Source organism: Pseudomonas sp. DP-17 (assembly GCF_022380625.1).
In the GTDB taxonomy this organism is placed as follows: domain Bacteria; phylum Pseudomonadota; class Gammaproteobacteria; order Pseudomonadales; family Pseudomonadaceae; genus Pseudomonas; species Pseudomonas nitroreducens_A.
Genome location: NZ_JAKSXG010000013.1, coordinates 352,186 through 368,197, shown reverse-complemented (window position 1 = coordinate 368,197; position 16,012 = coordinate 352,186). Strand labels below are relative to the sequence as shown.

Annotated in this window: 18 protein-coding genes; 8 read left to right on the top strand and 10 right to left on the bottom strand. The window is 65.8% G+C overall.

The features are described from left to right. Positions 1–6: 6 nt before the first annotated feature. Positions 7–279, top strand: a complete 273-nt coding sequence (locus MJ122_RS21975) for an HU family DNA-binding protein (protein ID WP_017520695.1) — start codon at positions 7–9, stop codon at positions 277–279. A gap of 135 nt (positions 280–414) precedes the next feature. Continuing rightward, positions 415–816: a helicase gene (locus MJ122_RS21970; RefSeq protein WP_088419851.1), complete on the top strand. Its 402-nt coding sequence runs from the start codon at positions 415–417 to the stop codon at positions 814–816. A 64-nt stretch (positions 817–880) separates the two neighbouring features. Here the strand turns inward: MJ122_RS21970 and MJ122_RS21965 are convergent, their stop codons facing one another. The 3 genes from MJ122_RS21965 to MJ122_RS21955 all read right to left on the bottom strand — a co-directional run bounded on the left by MJ122_RS21965 (position 881) and on the right by MJ122_RS21955 (position 5,383). Continuing rightward, positions 881–2,287, bottom strand: a complete 1,407-nt coding sequence (locus tag MJ122_RS21965; protein WP_088419853.1) for an aminoacyl-tRNA deacylase and HDOD domain-containing protein — start codon at positions 2,285–2,287, stop codon at positions 881–883. A 91-nt stretch (positions 2,288–2,378) separates the two neighbouring features. Continuing rightward, a complete protein-coding gene (recG, locus tag MJ122_RS21960; protein ID WP_239746027.1) occupies positions 2,379–4,454 on the bottom strand; it encodes an ATP-dependent DNA helicase RecG in 2,076 nt (691 codons plus the stop codon). Then, entirely contained in the window at positions 4,451–5,383 is a 933-nt protein-coding gene (locus MJ122_RS21955) for a hydrogen peroxide-inducible genes activator (protein WP_088419857.1), read from the bottom strand. Before MJ122_RS21955 ends, recG begins: the two co-directional genes overlap by 4 nt. A 95-nt stretch (positions 5,384–5,478) precedes the next feature. Here MJ122_RS21955 and MJ122_RS21950 point away from each other — a divergent pair, with 95 nt between their 5' ends. From MJ122_RS21950 to MJ122_RS21940, 3 genes are all read left to right on the top strand, one after another. Further along, complete coding sequence (locus MJ122_RS21950; RefSeq protein WP_088419859.1) at positions 5,479–6,348, top strand: NAD-dependent epimerase/dehydratase family protein; 870 nt, start codon at positions 5,479–5,481, stop codon at positions 6,346–6,348. Position 6,349: 1 nt separating this feature from the next. Further along, positions 6,350–7,150 (top strand): AraC family transcriptional regulator, encoded by an 801-nt coding sequence (locus tag MJ122_RS21945; protein WP_239746026.1) that lies wholly within the window; start codon positions 6,350–6,352, stop codon positions 7,148–7,150. A gap of 67 nt (positions 7,151–7,217) precedes the next feature. Then, positions 7,218–7,841 carry a LysE family translocator gene (locus MJ122_RS21940; protein WP_239746025.1) on the top strand — a complete coding sequence of 208 codons (624 nt, stop codon included), beginning with the start codon at positions 7,218–7,220 and terminating at the stop codon, positions 7,839–7,841. 30 nt (positions 7,842–7,871) lie between these two features. Here MJ122_RS21940 and MJ122_RS21935 read toward each other — a convergent pair whose 3' ends face one another. The 6 genes from MJ122_RS21935 to MJ122_RS21910 form a co-directional block, all read right to left on the bottom strand. Further along, positions 7,872–8,606, bottom strand: a complete 735-nt coding sequence (locus MJ122_RS21935) for a hypothetical protein (protein ID WP_239746024.1) — start codon at positions 8,604–8,606, stop codon at positions 7,872–7,874. A gap of 60 nt (positions 8,607–8,666) precedes the next feature. Further along, a complete protein-coding gene (locus tag MJ122_RS21930) occupies positions 8,667–9,047 on the bottom strand; it encodes a RidA family protein (RefSeq protein WP_017520704.1) in 381 nt (126 codons plus the stop codon). Positions 9,048–9,068: 21 nt separating this feature from the next. Beyond that, on the bottom strand, positions 9,069–11,177 hold the full coding sequence (gene spoT / locus MJ122_RS21925; RefSeq protein WP_017520705.1) for a bifunctional GTP diphosphokinase/guanosine-3',5'-bis pyrophosphate 3'-pyrophosphohydrolase: 2,109 nt from the start codon (positions 11,175–11,177) through the stop codon (positions 9,069–9,071). 60 nt (positions 11,178–11,237) lie between these two features. Next, on the bottom strand, positions 11,238–11,504 hold the full coding sequence (gene rpoZ / locus MJ122_RS21920; protein ID WP_045217709.1) for a DNA-directed RNA polymerase subunit omega: 267 nt from the start codon (positions 11,502–11,504) through the stop codon (positions 11,238–11,240). Between the two features lie 99 nt (positions 11,505–11,603). Continuing rightward, a complete protein-coding gene (gene gmk, locus MJ122_RS21915; RefSeq protein ID WP_088419867.1) occupies positions 11,604–12,215 on the bottom strand; it encodes a guanylate kinase in 612 nt (203 codons plus the stop codon). A 49-nt stretch (positions 12,216–12,264) separates the two neighbouring features. Next, positions 12,265–13,128: a YicC/YloC family endoribonuclease gene (locus MJ122_RS21910; RefSeq protein WP_239746023.1), complete on the bottom strand. Its 864-nt coding sequence runs from the start codon at positions 13,126–13,128 to the stop codon at positions 12,265–12,267. Positions 13,129–13,294: 166 nt separating this feature from the next. On the opposite strand from MJ122_RS21910, the gene rph reads away from it, so the two are divergent. Beyond that, positions 13,295–14,014: a ribonuclease PH gene (gene rph, locus MJ122_RS21905; protein ID WP_015479557.1), complete on the top strand. Its 720-nt coding sequence runs from the start codon at positions 13,295–13,297 to the stop codon at positions 14,012–14,014. A gap of 48 nt (positions 14,015–14,062) precedes the next feature. After that, positions 14,063–14,434, top strand: coding sequence for a DUF4870 domain-containing protein (locus MJ122_RS21900; protein ID WP_088419871.1), 372 nt, complete (start codon positions 14,063–14,065; stop codon positions 14,432–14,434). A gap of 68 nt (positions 14,435–14,502) precedes the next feature. Here MJ122_RS21900 and MJ122_RS21895 read toward each other — a convergent pair whose 3' ends face one another. Continuing rightward, the gene (locus tag MJ122_RS21895; RefSeq protein ID WP_017520710.1) at positions 14,503–15,282 is read right to left on the bottom strand and encodes an exodeoxyribonuclease III; all 780 of its coding nucleotides are present in this window, start codon (positions 15,280–15,282) and stop codon (positions 14,503–14,505) included. 81 nt (positions 15,283–15,363) lie between these two features. Here MJ122_RS21895 and pyrE point away from each other — a divergent pair, with 81 nt between their 5' ends. Further along, positions 15,364–16,005, top strand: coding sequence for an orotate phosphoribosyltransferase (gene pyrE, locus MJ122_RS21890; protein ID WP_088419875.1), 642 nt, complete (start codon positions 15,364–15,366; stop codon positions 16,003–16,005). Positions 16,006–16,012 lie beyond the last annotated feature (7 nt).

The following is a 16,012-nucleotide window of genomic DNA, read 5'->3' as shown; positions in this document are numbered from 1 at the left end:
GCATTTATGCGTAAACCAGAACTCGCCGCCGCGATCGCCGAGAAGGCCGACCTCACCAAAGAACAAGCCAACAAGGTGCTGAACGCGCTGCTGGATGAAATCACTGGCGCGCTCAACCGCAAGGACAGCGTTACCCTTGTCGGTTTCGGTACCTTCGTTCAGCGCCATCGTGGCGCCCGTACTGGCAAGAACCCCCAGACTGGCCAGCCGGTCAAGATCAAAGCCAGCAACACCGTTGCATTCAAACCGGGCAAGGCGTTGAAAGACGCGGTCAACTGATCGCTCTTGGCCCGGAGCCAGAGCGGCTCCGGGTTGCCTCCTCCAGTTACACAATCCCTCCAAAAGACCGGATGTAGTCCGTTTTTAAACTGGCTACAATGCGCAGACTATTGTCTCGAACGTCGAGGTTTGTGCATGAAATTCCGTCTACTCCTGTGGATGCTCGGTCGCCTGATGGCCAAGGCCAGCCGCGAAAACCCGGCGTTCCGGAAGCAGCTCGAAGGCAAGGACCTGGTGTTCCAGCTCCACACCCTCGACGGCAAGGTCGCCCGCCACTACATCGTCCAGGATCTCAAGGTCAGCGCCCGTCGCGGCACCCATCCGCAGCCGGCCTTCGCGCTGGGCTTCAAGGACGGCGCCTACGGCTTCGCCACCATGACCTCGAAGAACCCCCAGCTGGCCTTCATGCAGGGTATCCAGAACAAGGACATCCAGATCCAGGGCAACCCCGGCCTGGTGATCTGGTTCCAGGGCCTGGTGAAGTACCTCAAGCCGAAGAAGAAGGCTGCGCCGGGCAGCGACAAGAAAGCCGCCTGAGCGTTTCTCGCGGACGGAAAAAAGGCCCCTGACGGGGCCTTTTTCGTGTGGCCATCGCGATGCTTCAGTGCGCGGGATTGAACTGGCTGGCCAGCTCGCGCAGCACCGCTTCGGCGTCGAGTACCTTGCGCACAGCGTCCTCGGCCTTCTCGCGCGGAATATCCAGGCGATCCAGCAGGTCCTGCGGAATGTCGGTCTCGGGGCCGCTGCCGATGCCGTGGTTGCGCAGCAGGCGGGTGGCCAGGCACACGAGGTTGGCGTAGGCCGAGCAGTCGCCGGCGTAGGTCGGGTCATGCTGGAAGCGCAGCGCGGTGTAGATCTCTTCCGGCATGTCCCAGGTGCGCATCAGCCAGGCGCCGATCTGCTCGCGGGTGATGCCCAGCAGGTGCTGCTCGACGAGGTTGTGCTCGACGTGCGGGTTCACCTCCAGGTGCCGGCAGATCAGCGAGAAGTGCGGCGGGAAGATGTGCGCCAGGACCAGGTAGCCGATGCTGTGCAACAGGCCGCCGAGATAGGTCAGGCCAGCTTCCGGGCGCTCGGCGCGCGGCACGGCGCGGGTCAGGCCCTCGATCACCGCGGCGGTGTAGATCGCCTGGTGCCAGTAGGGCGTGGCGTGTTGCGGCTGGTCCTTGGGCAGGCTCAGGGTCTTGCCCAGGGCCAGGCCGAGGGCGAGGTTGATCACCAGGTCGAAGCCCAGTACGCGGACGATGGCATCTTCCACCGAGCGAATCTTGCCGGGCGCGGCGTAGTAGGGCGATGCCGCCCAGCTGACCACCTGAGCCGCCAGCGCGGGGTCGGTTTCCACCACGCCTGTGATGTCGTCCACCGTGGCGTTGGGGTCCACACGCAGCTTGATGATCTTCTGCGCGGTTTCCGGCAGCGGCGGGATCTCGATGGTTTCCTCGAGGCGCTGCTGGATGCGGCGGGCGGTGAAGGCCTGCACGGCCTGGGAGATTTCCTTGCGGTCGTCGTCCGGGCGGTCGAGGTTCGGTCGGATCGATTCCAATGCCACGCCAAAGCGCGCTGCGCTGGCTTTCTCCAGCAGGCTGCGGAAGGACGCGGTGGGAATCTCCAGCAGCGTGCCGGCCGTGCCGGACTCGATCAGCAGCTGGGATTCCTGCAGCAGGCGCTCGTCATACAGGCAGGGCGAGCTGGTCAGCGGCGGCAGCGCCGGCAGACGGCCGAGCTGGTGCTTGCCGAGCATGCGCTCCAGGCGATCGGGCTTGACCGCCACCAGCTTGCGCCCGGTGAGTTCGGCCAGGCGGTTCAGGTCCAGCAACTGGCTTTGCGGGAACAGCACCAGCAGGGTGCCGACGGCATCCTCCAGCAGGCTCGCCTGCACCCGGCGCGCCGCCGGAAGGGTGGTGGCGTCGCTGACCTCGCGAGAGGGAATGCCCAACTTGGCGAGCAGCTGCAGGATGACCTCGGGGGCCTGCGAGGAGTCGGATGGGGCGCGTGCAAGGTCGCTCATGAATGTGATCCGGTTATCAACGGCTGGGTCGGAGTATAACCACGCAGTCAGCGTGACCGAGCGGTCAACCGACCGGCGAAAGTGAAATAGATCACACTTGTCCGTATTGCTGCCCGTGCCGCAGCCAGCGCGCCAGCAAAGGGCTGACCGATTGCGGCCAATGGGCCAGCAGGGACTGGGCGGCATCGCGCACCGCCGGAAGCAGGTCGGCGTCGCGCATCAGGTCGGCCACCTTGAATTGCAGCAGGCCGGTCTGGCGGGTGCCGAGCATTTCGCCGGGGCCGCGCAGTTCCAGGTCCTTTTCGGCAATCACGAAGCCATCGCAGGTCTCGCGCATGATCCCCAGGCGCTCGCGGCCGATCTGCGACAGCGGCGGATGGTAGAGCAGCACGCAGTGGCTCGCCGCGCTGCCCCGGCCGACGCGGCCGCGTAGCTGGTGCAGTTGGGCCAGGCCCAGGCGCTCGGGGTTCTCGATGATCATCAGGCTGGCGTTGGGCACGTCCACGCCGACCTCGATCACCGTGGTGGCGACCAGCAGCTGCAGCATGCCTTCCTTGAAGGCTTCCATGACCACGGCCTTGTCCGCCGGCTTCATGCGCCCATGGATCAGGCCGACGCGCAGTTCACCCAGCGCCGAGGAGAGTTCCTCATAGGTGGTTTCTGCGGCCTGGCAGGTGAGTTCTTCGGATTCCTCGATCAGCGTGCACACCCAGTAAGCCTGTCGCCCTTCGGCGCAGGCGGCGCGCACCCGCTCGATCACTTCGATGCGGCGGCTGTCGGCCACCAGCACGGTGTTCACCGGGGTACGGCCGGGCGGCAGCTCGTCGAGGATCGAGGTGTCCAGGTCGGCGTAGGCGCTCATCGCCAGGGTCCGCGGGATGGGCGTGGCGGTCATGATCAGCTGGTGCGGGCAGAGCCGCCCGTCGACGCCTTTCTGGCGCAGGGCGAGGCGCTGCTGTACGCCGAAGCGGTGCTGCTCGTCGATGATCACCAGGGCCAGGCGCTTGAACTTCACTTCGTCCTGGAACAGTGCGTGGGTGCCGACGATCATCGGCGCGCCGCCGGCGATCTGTTCCAGCGCATTGGCGCGGGCCTTGCCCTTGAGCTTGCCGGCCAGCCATGCGACTTCGATGCCCAGCGGCTGCAGCCACTTGGTGAAATTGAGGAAGTGCTGCTCGGCAAGGATCTCGGTGGGCGCCATCAGCGCCACCTGGTAGCCGGCTTCCAATGCCTGCAGGGCGGCCAGGGCGGCGACCACGGTCTTGCCGGCGCCCACATCGCCCTGCACCAGGCGCAGCATGGGTTCGGGTTGGGCAAGGTCGTAGGCGATCTCCGCGCCGACTCGCTGCTGCGCGCCGGTGGGCTTGAAACCGAGGTTCTTCAGGTACAGCGCCGGCAGGCGCTTGGCCGGCGGCAGCTGCGGCGCGGCCTGGGAGCGCACGCTCTCGCGCAGGCGCTGAAGCGACAGCTGGTGGGTCAGCAGTTCTTCGAAGGCGAGACGGTGCTGGGCCCAGTGGCGGCCTTCGGCGAGTTCTTCCAGGTCGGCGTCCGGCGGCGGCCGATGCAGGTAGCGGATGGCTTCGTCCAGCGGGCCCAGGCGGTAGTCGCGGGCCAGCTCCGCCGGCAGCCAGTCCGGCAGGCTCGACGGACCCAGGCGCGCCAGGGTCTGCTCGCTGAGCTGGCGCAGGCGCTGCTGGGTCAGGCCTTCGGTGGTCGGGTAGATCGGTGTCAGCGTCTGCTCCACCGGCGCCGCGGCGGCGTCGGTGAGCGAGCGGTATTCGGGGTGGTAGATTTCCAGACCCGATGCGCCGGGGCGCGCCTCACCGTAGCAACGCAGGTGCGTGCCGCGCTTGAGATTCTCTTTCTGCGCCTGGCTGAAGTGGTAGAAGCGCAGGCTCAATACGCCGGTGCCGTCCTGCAGGCGCACCAGCAAACTGCGGCGCTTGCCCATCACCACGTCGGCGCCGGAGACCACGCCCTCGACCACCGCATCCTGTCCCGGACGCAGCGCGCCGATGGGGGTGATGCGGGTGCGGTCCTGGTAGCGCAGCGGCAGGTGGAAGAGGATGTCCTGGAGGTTCTCCAGGCCGACCTTCGCCAGCTTCTCTTCCAGTGCGGCGCCCACGCCCTTGAGCGCAGTGACCGGGACGTTCGACAGATCGGTCATGCCGGCTCGGCTTCACCCTTGACGGTCGGCTTGACGACCGAGCACAGGCGGATCGAGTCGGCCAGCACCTCGATGGCGCGCGGCCGCGGGAAGCTGGCGCGCCAGGCGATGGCGACGGTGCGGAAGGGGACTGGCGCACTGAACGGACGCACTTCCAGCACGCCCGGCGCGTAGTGGTGGCTGTCCACGGCGGAGAACGGCAGCACCGACACGCCAAGGCCGGAGGCGACCATGTGACGGATGGTTTCCAGTGAGCTGGATTCCACCGTGGTGTGCTTGTTCTCGCCGCCCTTGTGGGTGGTCGGGCAGGCTTCGAGGACCTGGTCGCGGAAGCAGTGGCCCTCGCCGAGCAGCAGCAGGCTCTTGTCGTTGAGCAGTTCCGGGTCGATGGTTTTCTTCGCGGTCCACGGATGGTCCGCCGGCATCAGCACGTAGAACGGCTCGTCGAACAGCTGCAGGGTCAGCACGTCGGCTTCCTGGAACGGCAGGGCGATGATGATCGCGTCCAGCTCGCCGGTGCGCAGCTTGTCGCGCAGGATGTGGGTGAAGTTTTCCTCGATGTACAGCGGCATCTGCGGAGCGACCCGGTGCAGCTGCGGGATCAGGTGCGGGAACAGGTACGGGCCGATGGTGTAGATGGCGCCGACCTTGAGCGGCGAGGTCAGCTGGTTCTTGCCGGCCTGGGCCAGTTCGCGGATGCCCTGCGCCTGCTCGAGCACCTTCTGCGCCTGCGCGACTATGCCTTCGCCCACCGGGGTCAGGCGCACCGCACTCTTGCTGCGCTCGAAGATCAGCACGCCGAGCTCGTCTTCGAGCTTCTTCACGCCCACCGACAGGGTCGGCTGGCTGACGTGGCATCGCTCCGCGGCGCGGCCGAAGTGTTGCTCCTGGGCAAGCGTGACGATGTAGCGCAGTTCGGTAAGGGTCATGGCGACTAAGTCCGTTGAGGTGGCCCAAGCATAGCGGCTGCACCGCCGCGAACCAACCGCGCTAAACTGCCGAGCTTTGATTCGCGGAGCCAAGCATGAGCAAGAGCACCTTCCCCAGCCTGATGATCGTCGGTTGCGGAGACGTCGGCAGCCGCCTGGGACGTCAACTGGCCGCCCGCGACTGGCGCGTCCACGGCCTGCGCCGCAACGTCGCCGCGCTGCCGCTGGAAGTGCTGCCGGTGACTGGCGACCTGGACCAGCTCGAATGTCCCGACACCTGGCCGGTGGGCCAGCTGGACTACCTGGTGTTCTGCGCCGCCGCGACCCAGCACGACGAGGCTGGCTATCGCGCCACCTACGTCGAGGGCCTGCGCAACACCCTCGGCTGGCTGCAGCAGCGCGGGCAGTTGCCCAAGCGCCTGCTGTTCGTCTCCAGCAGCGGCGTGTACGCCCAGCGCGATGGCGAGTGGATCGACGAGACCTCGCCCGCCCGGGCCCAGAGCTATTCCGGCAGCGTGATGCTCGAGGCCGAGCAGGTGGCGCTGCAGAGCGGCATTCCCGCCAGCGTCGTGCGCCTTACCGGTATCTACGGTCCCGGCCGGGAGTGGCTGCTCAGGCAGGTGCGCGAGGGCTACCGCGTGGCCAGTGAGCCGCCGCTTTACGCCAATCGCATCCATGCCGAGGATGCCGCCGGCCTGCTCGCCGCGCTGCTGGAGGCGGACCGCCGCGGCGTTGCGCTGGAGGAGTGCTACCTTGGCGTCGACAACGAGCCGGCGGCGCTGCACGACGTTGTCGGCTGGTTGCGCGAACATCTGGGCATCACCCATTGGGCTGACGAGCAGACCGTACGCCGCGCCGGCAGCAAGCGTTGCAGCAATGCCCGCGCTCGCGCGCTGGGCTGGGAGCCGCGCTACCCGAGCTTCCGCGAAGGCTATGCGGCCATCCTCGCCGGCAAACAGGACTGAGATGGACGCCAACCGGCTGCTGGCGCGCCCGTGGTTACCGGGGGTGGAGTTGTTCCATGCGGACTTCTCCGGCCAGCCGTTCGGGCGCCACAGTCATGATGCCTTCGCCATCGGCGCCATCCTCCACGGCGCTGGTGGTTATCAGTGCCGCGGCGCGCACCACGTGCTGCCGGCCGGCACCCTGTCGCTGATGAACCCGGAGGAGCCGCACACTGGCAATGCCGAGTCCGAGCGGCTGGTCTATCGCATGCTCTATATCGAAGAGTCGCGCCTGCTGCCGCTGCTGGGCCGCAAGCAGTTGCCGCGCGGCTTCCAGGCGCTCAATCCGCACGATGACGGGCAGGTGGCGGAGGCGCTGCGCCGTGTCGCCACGGAGTTCGAGCGCAACGACGCGCTGGCGCTGGAGAGTGAACTGCTGGCGCTGCTGGAATTGGTGTTCGTCCGCCACGGAGGCCTGCGCCCGACTGCCTCGGCGTCGCGCGACGGCAGCGTCACCGCCAGGCTGCGCGATTACCTGGAAGCGCATTACCGCGAGGCGGTCAGTCTCGAAGCGCTGGCCGCATTGCTGCAGCGCCATCCGCGCCACCTGATCGAAGCCTTCCGCAACGCCTACGGCGTGCCGCCGCACACCTACCTGCTGCAGCGGCGCATCCGCGAGGCCAAGCGCCTGCTGGTGGCCGGCGAGAAGCCGCTGGAGGTCGCGCTGAACCTGGGGTTCTACGACCAGGCGCACTTCTCCGGGACCTTCCGCCGCTTCACCGGCGTCACGCCTGGTCGCTTCCTGCGCGCCACACGCACCTGACTTTCTTCCAAGACCGGCGCTTCCCGGAGCTTGCAGACTGCGCGACGCCGCTATTCGGGAGATCGCCATGTTCGCCGCCTTTGCGCTGGTCGCCAGCACCCATTTCGCCGCCCTGCTGTCGCCGGGACCGGACTTCTTCCTGCTGATCCGCGCCGCATTGCTGCGCGGTCGGCGCCACGCCGACGGCTGCGCGGCGGGAATCGCCCTGGCCAATCTGGCGAGCATGCTGCTGGTGCTCTTCGTCCTCGGTCTGCTGCCTGAAGTGGCCAGTCACGGGCTGCGGGGCGTGCAGTTGCTGGGCGGCGTTTACTTCGCCTGGCTCGGCGCGCAGGCGCTGCTGGCGCGGCGAGAGCTGGAGATTCCCACGGAGCTGGGCGAGTTGCGCAGCGGAGGATTTCTGCGGGGTATGCGCGAAGGCCTGCTCGCCAGCAGCCTGAACCCCAAGCTACCGATTTTCTATACCGGGCTGTTCGGCGTGCTCGGGCAGTTCCAGCTGCCGGGCTGGGCACTGGGCGTCTGCGTGCTGTGGATGGGCGCGGTGGTGCTGTTCTGGGACATGGCGCTGGTGCGCCTGCTGGACCGCCCACGCTGGCGCGGCTGGCTGAAGCGCCGGGTAACGGCGCTGGATCGCCTTTGCGGCGGCCTGCTGCTGGTGCTGGGGGGCTGGCTGCTGTGGAGCGGGCTGCGCTGACGTTCCGCCAGTCGCGCCCGCTCGCGCGGATCAGTCGCGCTCCAGGGTCCAGACCTTGTTGCCCGGCGCGTACTGCGGCATCTCGTCGGCCTGGGCGCGGTTCACCGCCTCGAACAGTTCCAGCTTGTCGCCGTCGCGTTCGAAGAGGAATTCGCGGCCCTGCTGGCCCTGTTGCAGCCAGATACTGTCATTGTCGCCGCTCATCGCCGCACAGTCGCCGGCCAGGCACAGCGCGTAGCGATCGAAGCCGGGCATGCCTTCGAGGCTGCCGTTGGGCAGGAACTTCACCTTGCTGCCCTGGCCCTGGCCTTCCTCGATCACCCAGGTGCCCTTGAGGTAGGTGGCGTACAGGGCGTTCTCGAAGGTGCTGCCAGCCGGGCCCTGCGCGGCGGGCTGCTCCTTGGGACGCAGGAAGCGCTGCTCGGGCCAGTTGTCGCTGCCCACCTGCACCAGCTCCTTGCCGTCCAGCTCGAGGGATTCCTGGTTGCTGCCGTAGAAATCGACGCGGTAGTGCTTGGGGTCGGTCTGGGTCAGCTGGCCTTCGCCCAGCTCGAAGCCATTGCTGAAGGTGGCCTGGCTGGCCTTGGTGTCCAGCTTCCATTCCAGGTTCGGGCCGTAGGCCAGCAGCGCCTCGCGCAGCTTGCCGCCCTTGCCGGCGGCGTCGATGGCCGCCTGGTTGACCCAGACGCCGGAAGGGTCGGACGGGGTGCCGGCGCAGCCGGTGAGCAGGCCGATCAGGGCGCACAGGATCAGGGCGCGACGCATGTTTGCTCCTTGCAGACAAGAGAACGGGGCCGCTGGGGCCCCGTGGGAATCACGTAACGCTTACTCCAGGACGACGATGGCGTCCATCTCGACCTGGGCGCCCTTGGGCAGCGCGGCAACGCCGATGGCGGCGCGGGCCGGGTAGGGCTGGACGAAGTACTTGCCCATGATCTCGTTGACCTTGGCGAAGTGCGACAGGTCGGTGAGGAAGATGTTCAGCTTGGCCACGTCGTGCAGGTAGCCGCCGGAAGCCTCGATCACGGCTTTGAGGTTCTCGAAGACCTGGACGGTCTGCTCTTCGAAGCCCTCGACCAGTTCCATGGTTTTGGGGTCCAGCGGGATCTGACCGGAGACATAGACGGTGTTGCCAGCCTTGATCGCCTGGGAGTAGGTGCCAATGGCGGCCGGTGCCTTGTCGGTGTGGATAACGGTCTTGGTCATGTCGACTCCTTGGGGTGGGGATCAGCTGCGCATGCGGGTGATGCGGATCACGCCCTTGAGCGCGCGCAGCTTCTTGATGACGCGGGCCAGGTGCACACGGTCATGCACGCTGACGACGAGCTGGACCACGCTGATGCGACCGTCGCGCTCGTCCATGCTGATCTTCTCGATGTTGCCGTCGGCGGCGTTGACACTGGTCGCCAGCAGGGCGATCAGGCCGCGCTGGTGCTCCAGCTCGACGCGCAACTCGACGTTGAATTCGCCGGTGACATCCTTGGCCCAGCTGAGCTGGATGCACTTTTCCGGGTTGTGGCGGATTTCACTGATATTCCGGCAGTTCTCCAGGTGCACGACCATGCCCTTGCCGGCGGACAGGTGGCCGACGATCGGATCGCCCGGGATCGGCGTGCAGCACTTGGCATAGCTGAGCACCAGGCCTTCCGTGCCGCGGATCGCCAGCGGCCCTTCGGCGCTGGGCGCTTCCTCTCCTTCGCTGGATAGCAGGCGACGCGCGACCACGTAGGCCATGCGGTTGCCCAGGCCGATCTCTTCGAGCAGGTCCTCGAAGACTTCCATGCGGTATTCGGTGAGCACGCCCTGGATGCGTTCCTGCGGAATTTTCTCCAGGTGGCTGTCGAAACCGGCCAGGGTCTTGTTCAGCAGGCGCTCGCCGAGGTTGATCGACTCGGAGCGGCGCTGCAGCTTGAGCGCGTGGCGGATGTGCGTGCGCGCCTTGCCGGTGACCACGAAGTTCAGCCAGGCCGGGTTCGGCCGGGTGCCCGGCGCGGTGACGATTTCCACCGTCGCACCGCTTTGCAGCGGTTCTGACAGCGGTGCCAGGCGGCGGTTGATGCGACAGGCGATGCAGCTGTTTCCCACGTCGGTATGCACCGCGTAGGCGAAATCCACCGCCGTGGAGCCTTTGGGCAGCTCCATGATGCGGCCCTTGGGCGTGAAGACGTAGACCTCGTCCGGGAACAGGTCGATCTTCACGTTCTCGATGAATTCCAGCGAGTTGCCGGCGCGTTGCTGCAGTTCGAGGATGCCCTTCACCCACTGGCGGGCGCGGGCGTGGGTACCTTTCTGCGCTTCCTCTTCATTGGACTTGTACAGCCAGTGCGCGGCGATGCCGTGGTTGGCCATCTCCTCCATCTCGCGGGTGCGGATCTGGATTTCGATGGGCACGCCATGCATGCCGAACAGCGTGGTGTGCAACGACTGGTAGCCGTTGGCCTTGGGAATCGCGATGTAGTCCTTGAAGCGACCGGGGAACGGCTTGTACAGGTTGTGCACGGCACCGAGTACGCGGTAGCAGGTGTCGACCTTGTCGACGACGATGCGGAAGGCGTAGACGTCCATGATCTCGTTGAACGCCTTGCGCTTGCCGCGCATCTTCTTGTAGATGCTGAAGAGGTGCTTCTCGCGGCCCAGCACCTGGCCTTCCATGCCTTCGCGGGCGAGGCAGTTGACCAGCGATTCCTGGATCTTGCCGACGATCTCGCGGCGGTTGCCGCGGGCCTTCTTCACTGCCTGGCGGATGCGCTCGGAGCGCATCGGGTGCATGGCCTTGAAGCCCAGGTCCTCGAATTCCACGCGCATGCTGTGCATGCCCAGCCGGTTGGCAATGGGCGCGTAGATTTCCAGGGTTTCCTTGGCGATGCGGCGGCGCTTCTCGCCGGACAGCACTTCCAGGGTGCGCATGTTGTGCAGGCGGTCGGCCAGCTTCACCAGGATCACGCGAATATCGCGCGCCATGGCCATGGCCATCTTCTGGAAGTTCTCGGCCTGCGCCTCGGCCTTGGACTCGAAGTTCATCTGGGTCAGCTTGCTGACCCCGTCCACGAGTTCCGAGACGGTTTCGCCGAACTGCGCGGTGAGCGCTTCCTTGGCGATGCCGGTGTCCTCGATCACGTCGTGCAGCATGGCCGCCATCAGGCTCTGATGGTCCATGTGCATGTCGGCGAGGATATTGGCGACGGCGAGCGGGTGGGTGACGTAGGCCTCGCCGCTGCGGCGGCGCTGCCCGTCGTGGGCCTGCTCGGCGTAGTAGTAGGCGCGGCGGACCAGGTTGACCTGGTCCGGGCCCAGATAGCTCGACAGACGATCAGCGAAGGCGTCTATGCTCGGCATGGGTCGACCCCCTGCCGCGCGGCCAGCTTTAAAGCACCGATTCGTCGGTCGGACATCGACTTACAGGGCCTCGTTGTTGGCCTCGTCTTCGAAGGCAGCGAACAGCGGCTCTTCTTCAACCACGTCCTCCAGCAGAACGATTTCGTTGTCGATCAGGCCGGAAGCGATTTCGCGCAGGGCGACGACGGTGGGCTTGTCGTTTTCCCACGGTACCTTCGGCTCCTTGCCGCCGGTGGCCAGCTGACGCGAACGCTTGGTGGCGAGCATGACCAGCTCGAAACGGTTATCGACGTTGTCCAGGCAGTCTTCAACGGTGACGCGGGCCATGGTGTTCCTCGTACTCAAATGTAGGCCCGGAAAATGCCGGGCGGACTGGATAGTCTAAAAAATCGCCAATCTTTATGGAAGTGCCTTCTCTCGGCGACTTCAGGCCAGCAGGCGTTGCAGCAGCTCGGTGTGGCGCTGCTGCTGGGCGTCCTGGCGCAGCTGGCGGGCGCGGAAGATCGCCTTGAGGTCTTCCAGCGCGTGGGCGAAATCGTCGTTGATCACCAGGTGATCGTATTCCACATAGTGGCTCATTTCGCTGACGGCTTCCTGCATGCGCCGCTCGATCACCTCATCGCTGTCCTGGCCGCGGTTGGTCAGGCGCTGGCGCAGCGCTTCCTGGCTCGGTGGCAGGATGAAGATCGACTGCGCCCGGGGCATCAGCCGGCGTACCTGCTGCGCGCCCTGCCAGTCGATCTCCAGGATCAGGTCGTTGCCTTCGGCGAGGGTCTTCTCGACCCAACGCTGCGAGGTGCCATAGAGGTTGTCGAAGACCTGCGCGTGCTCGAGGAATTCGTTGCGTTCGAGCATGGCGCGGAAGGTGTCGTGGCCGACGAAGTGGTAATTCACCCCGTCCACTTCGCCCGGGCGCATGCTGCGGGTGGTGTGGGAGACGGAGACGCGCACGCTGGGCATGACGTCGAGCAGGGCCTTGACCAGGCTGGTCTTGCCGGCGCCCGACGGCGCGGAAACGATGTACAGGGTGCCGGACATGGCGCTTTCCTGGAGTTGCGGTTGACGGGGGAAGCCGGAGGCGTCCGGCTTACTCGATATTCTGCACCTGTTCGCGCATCTGCTCGATCAGGACCTTGAGGTTGACCGCGGCCTGGGTCGAGCGCGGGTCGAAAGCCTTCGAACCTAGCGTGTTGGCCTCGCGGTTGAGTTCCTGCATCAAAAAGTCCAGGCGCCGGCCGGCGGCGCCGCCGGCCTTGAGCACGCGGCGTACTTCGGTGACGTGGGTGGTCAGGCGGTCCAGTTCCTCGGCGACATCGCTCTTCTGCGCCAGCAGGACCATTTCCTGTTCCAGGCGCTGCGGCTCGAGTTCGGCTTTCATCTCGGTGAAGCGGTCGAGTACTTTCTGGCGCTGGTTGGCGAGCATTTCCGGCACCAGTTGGCGCAGATTGGCGACGTCTTCCTGCATGGCGGTCAGGCGCTCTTCGATGATCCTTGCCAGCTCAGCACCTTCGCGGGCGCGGCCGGCCTTGAGTTCGTCCAGTGCCTGGGTGAAGGCGGCCAGCGCGCTGGCGTTGAGCGCCTGCGGGTCGGCGGCATCGCCCACCAGCACGCCGGGCCAGGCCAGCACGGCCAGCGGGTCGAGCGGGGCGGGCTGCTGGATCAGTCCGGCGACGGTCTCGGCGGCGGCAACCAGTTGCGCGGCGCGCTCGCGGTCGACCTGCAGCGGCTTGCCGGCGTTTTCCTCGTTGAAGCGCAGGGTGCACTCCACCTTGCCGCGCGACAGGCCCTGGCGCAGCGCCTCGCGCACCGCGCCTTCGAGGTCGCGGAAGGCTTCGGGCAGGCGCAGGTTGGGTTCCAGGTAGCGGTGGTTGACCGAGCGCAGCTCCCAGCTGAGGGTTCCATGGGTGCTGGCGCGCTCGACGCGGGCGAAGGCGGTCATGCTGTGGACCATGGAGTCACCTCTCAAAAAGGGCTGGGAAAACGGCCGACAGGTCGTCGGAAACCGGTAATTGTACCCCAGCGTAGCGCGCAGCCGCACGCCGGCGGTGGTTGCGCCCGTCCGCTGGCCTCTATAATGGCGGACATTCCCCCGCCAGCAATCTGTACAGGATGCCTCCATGAACCGTCCCAGTGGCCGCGCCGCCGACCAACTGCGCCCGATCCGTATCACCCGCCATTACACCAAGCACGCCGAGGGCTCCGTGCTGGTCGAGTTCGGCGACACCAAGGTGATCTGCACCGTCAGCGCCGAGTCCGGTGTGCCGCGATTCCTCAAGGGCCAGGGCCAGGGTTGGCTGACTGCCGAATACGGCATGCTGCCGCGTTCCACCGGCGAGCGTAACCAGCGCGAAGCCGCGCGCGGCAAGCAGGGTGGCCGCACCCTGGAAATCCAGCGCCTGATCGGCCGCTCCCTGCGTGCCGCGCTGGACCTGTCCAAGCTGGGCGAGAACACGCTGTACATCGACTGCGACGTGATCCAGGCCGACGGCGGTACCCGCACCGCCTCGATCACCGGCGCCACCGTGGCACTGATCGATGCCCTGGCCGTGCTGAAGAAGCGAGGCGCGCTCAAGGGTAACCCGCTCAAGCAGATGGTGGCTGCGGTTTCCGTGGGCATGTACCAGGGCGAGCCCGTGCTGGACCTGGATTACCTGGAGGACTCCGCCGCCGAGACCGACCTGAACGTGGTCATGACCGATGCCGGCGGCTTCATCGAAGTCCAGGGCACTGCCGAAGGCGCGCCCTTCCAGCCGGCTGAACTCAATGCCATGCTGGAGTTGGCGCAGCAGGGCCTGCGCGAACTGTTCGAGCTGCAGCGCGCCGCGCTGGCAGACTGACCCGGCGGCGGCCAGCCCGCCCGATCTTCAAGTGCAAGGAGCGAAAGGATGAGCGACGAAGTACCGGTACAGCAGGTTCAGCCGAGCCAGGAGGCCCGGCAGTGGGCGATGTTCTGCCACTTCGCCGCCTTTCTCGGCTTCATCTTTCCGTTCGGCAACCTGCTCGGGCCGCTGATCGTCTGGCAGATCAAGCGTGAATCGGACCCGTTCGTGGACCGTCAGGGCAAGGAAGCGCTGAACTTCCAGATCACCGTGAGCCTTGCGGTGGTGGTCAGCTGCCTGCTGATGCTGGTGGTGATCGGCTTCTTCCTGCTAGGGCTGGTGAGCATCGGCGCGCTGGTGCTGACCATCATTGCCGGGATCAAGGCCAACGAGGGGCTGGATTACCGCTATCCCTTCACCTGGCGCCCGATCAAGTAATCCCGGGCACGAAAAAGCCGGCGCTAAGCCGGCTTTTTTCTGTCCGCCGAGGGCGTACGAATCGGGACTCAGATGCTCAGCGTCCAGTCGTAATCGACGATCAGCGGCGCATGCTGCGAGAAGCGCGGCTGGCGCGGCAGCTTGGCGTTGCGCACGAAGCGGCGCAGACCCGGCGTGAGGATCTGATAGTCGAAGCGCCAGCCCAGGTTGAGCAGCTCGGCCTGTTCGCTTTCCGGCCACCAGCTGTACTGGTCGCCTTCGCGGTTGACCTCGCGCAGGGCGTCGACGTAGCCCATGGTGCCGAAGATCTCATCCATCCAGCCGCGCTCCGGCGCCATGAAGCCCGGAGATTGCTGGCATTCGCGCCAGTTCTTCACGTCCAGCTTCTGGTGCGCGACGTACAGCGAGCCGCAATAGATGTATTCGCGGCGCTTGCGGCGCTGCTTGTTCATGTACTGGGCGAAATCGTCCATGAACTTGAACTTGTGGTTCAGGTTCTCGTCCCCTTCCTGCCCGGTAGGCAGCAGGAGAGTGGCGATACTCACCTTGTCGAAATCGGCTTGCAGGTAGCGCCCGTAACGATCGGCCATCTCGAAACCCAGGCCGCTTATGACAGCCTTGGGTTGCAGACGACTATAGATTGCGACGCCGCCCTGACTGGGCACTTCGGCATCGCAGGCGTACAGGAAGTAGCCATCCAGTTGGTAGGACGGGTCATCCAGATCGAAAGCGGAGGCGCGGGTATCCTGCAAGCAGATCACGTCGGCATTCTGGGCTTGCAGCCAACTGAGCAAACCACGCTCGGCTGCAGCCTGAATACCATTCACGTTCACACTGATGATCCGCATAAATGGCCCCCAAAATCACGTGTGTGTATGATACCCGAGCTCAAACGGTTTAGCTAAATTCATACCGGCCGGTTCTCTCCCATGCACGCATATCAACGCGATTTCATCCGCTTCGCCATCGAGCGCGGCGTTCTCCGCTTCGGCGAGTTCACTCTCAAGTCCGGACGTACCAGCCCGTACTTCTTCAATGCCGGTTTGTTCAATACCGGTGTTGCGCTGTCCCAGCTGGGTCGTTTCTACGCCAGCGCGGTGGTCGACAGCGGCATACCTTTCGACGTGTTGTTCGGCCCCGCCTATAAAGGAATCCCGCTGGCGGCCGCTACAGCCATTGCGCTGGCGGAACAGCACGGCCGTGACCTGCCCTGGTGCTTCAACCGCAAGGAAGCCAAGGATCACGGCGAAGGCGGCACGCTGGTCGGGGCTCCGCTGACCGGCCGCGCGCTGATCATCGATGATGTGATCACTGCCGGCACCGCGATCCGCGAGGTCATGCAGATCATCGACGCCCAGGGCGCGCAGGCGGCCGGCGTACTGATCGCGCTGAACCGCCAGGAGCGCGGCAAGGGCGAGCTGTCGGCGATCCAGGAAGTCGAACGGGACTTCTCGATTCCGGTCGTCAGCATTGTTTCGCTGGAGCAGGTGCTGGAGTATCTGGCTGGCGATGCGCAGCTCAAGCAGCATCTGTCGGCAGTCGAGGCGTATCGAGCGCAGTACGGTATCTAACCGGAAC

Coding starts and splice junctions, on each gene's coding strand:
- MJ122_RS21965 (WP_088419853.1), bottom strand. CDS start 2,287: ATGAGCGACCTTGCACGCGCCCCATCCGACTCCTCGCAGGCCCCCGAG.
- MJ122_RS21930 (WP_017520704.1), bottom strand. CDS start 9,047: ATGACCAAGACCGTTATCCACACCGACAAGGCACCGGCCGCCATTGGC.
- MJ122_RS21900 (WP_088419871.1), top strand. CDS start 14,063: ATGAGCGACGAAGTACCGGTACAGCAGGTTCAGCCGAGCCAGGAGGCC.
- MJ122_RS21955 (WP_088419857.1), bottom strand. CDS start 5,383: ATGACCCTTACCGAACTGCGCTACATCGTCACGCTTGCCCAGGAGCAA.
- MJ122_RS21910 (WP_239746023.1), bottom strand. CDS start 13,128: ATGGTCCACAGCATGACCGCCTTCGCCCGCGTCGAGCGCGCCAGCACC.
- MJ122_RS21940 (WP_239746025.1), top strand. CDS start 7,218: ATGTTCGCCGCCTTTGCGCTGGTCGCCAGCACCCATTTCGCCGCCCTG.
- MJ122_RS21950 (WP_088419859.1), top strand. CDS start 5,479: ATGAGCAAGAGCACCTTCCCCAGCCTGATGATCGTCGGTTGCGGAGAC.
- rph (WP_015479557.1), top strand. CDS start 13,295: ATGAACCGTCCCAGTGGCCGCGCCGCCGACCAACTGCGCCCGATCCGT.
- MJ122_RS21970 (WP_088419851.1), top strand. CDS start 415: ATGAAATTCCGTCTACTCCTGTGGATGCTCGGTCGCCTGATGGCCAAG.
- MJ122_RS21945 (WP_239746026.1), top strand. CDS start 6,350: ATGGACGCCAACCGGCTGCTGGCGCGCCCGTGGTTACCGGGGGTGGAG.
- MJ122_RS21975 (WP_017520695.1), top strand. CDS start 7: ATGCGTAAACCAGAACTCGCCGCCGCGATCGCCGAGAAGGCCGACCTC.
- spoT (WP_017520705.1), bottom strand. CDS start 11,177: ATGCCGAGCATAGACGCCTTCGCTGATCGTCTGTCGAGCTATCTGGGC.
- gmk (WP_088419867.1), bottom strand. CDS start 12,215: ATGTCCGGCACCCTGTACATCGTTTCCGCGCCGTCGGGCGCCGGCAAG.
- rpoZ (WP_045217709.1), bottom strand. CDS start 11,504: ATGGCCCGCGTCACCGTTGAAGACTGCCTGGACAACGTCGATAACCGT.
- recG (WP_239746027.1), bottom strand. CDS start 4,454: ATGACCGATCTGTCGAACGTCCCGGTCACTGCGCTCAAGGGCGTGGGC.
- MJ122_RS21935 (WP_239746024.1), bottom strand. CDS start 8,606: ATGCGTCGCGCCCTGATCCTGTGCGCCCTGATCGGCCTGCTCACCGGC.
- MJ122_RS21895 (WP_017520710.1), bottom strand. CDS start 15,282: ATGCGGATCATCAGTGTGAACGTGAATGGTATTCAGGCTGCAGCCGAG.
- pyrE (WP_088419875.1), top strand. CDS start 15,364: ATGCACGCATATCAACGCGATTTCATCCGCTTCGCCATCGAGCGCGGC.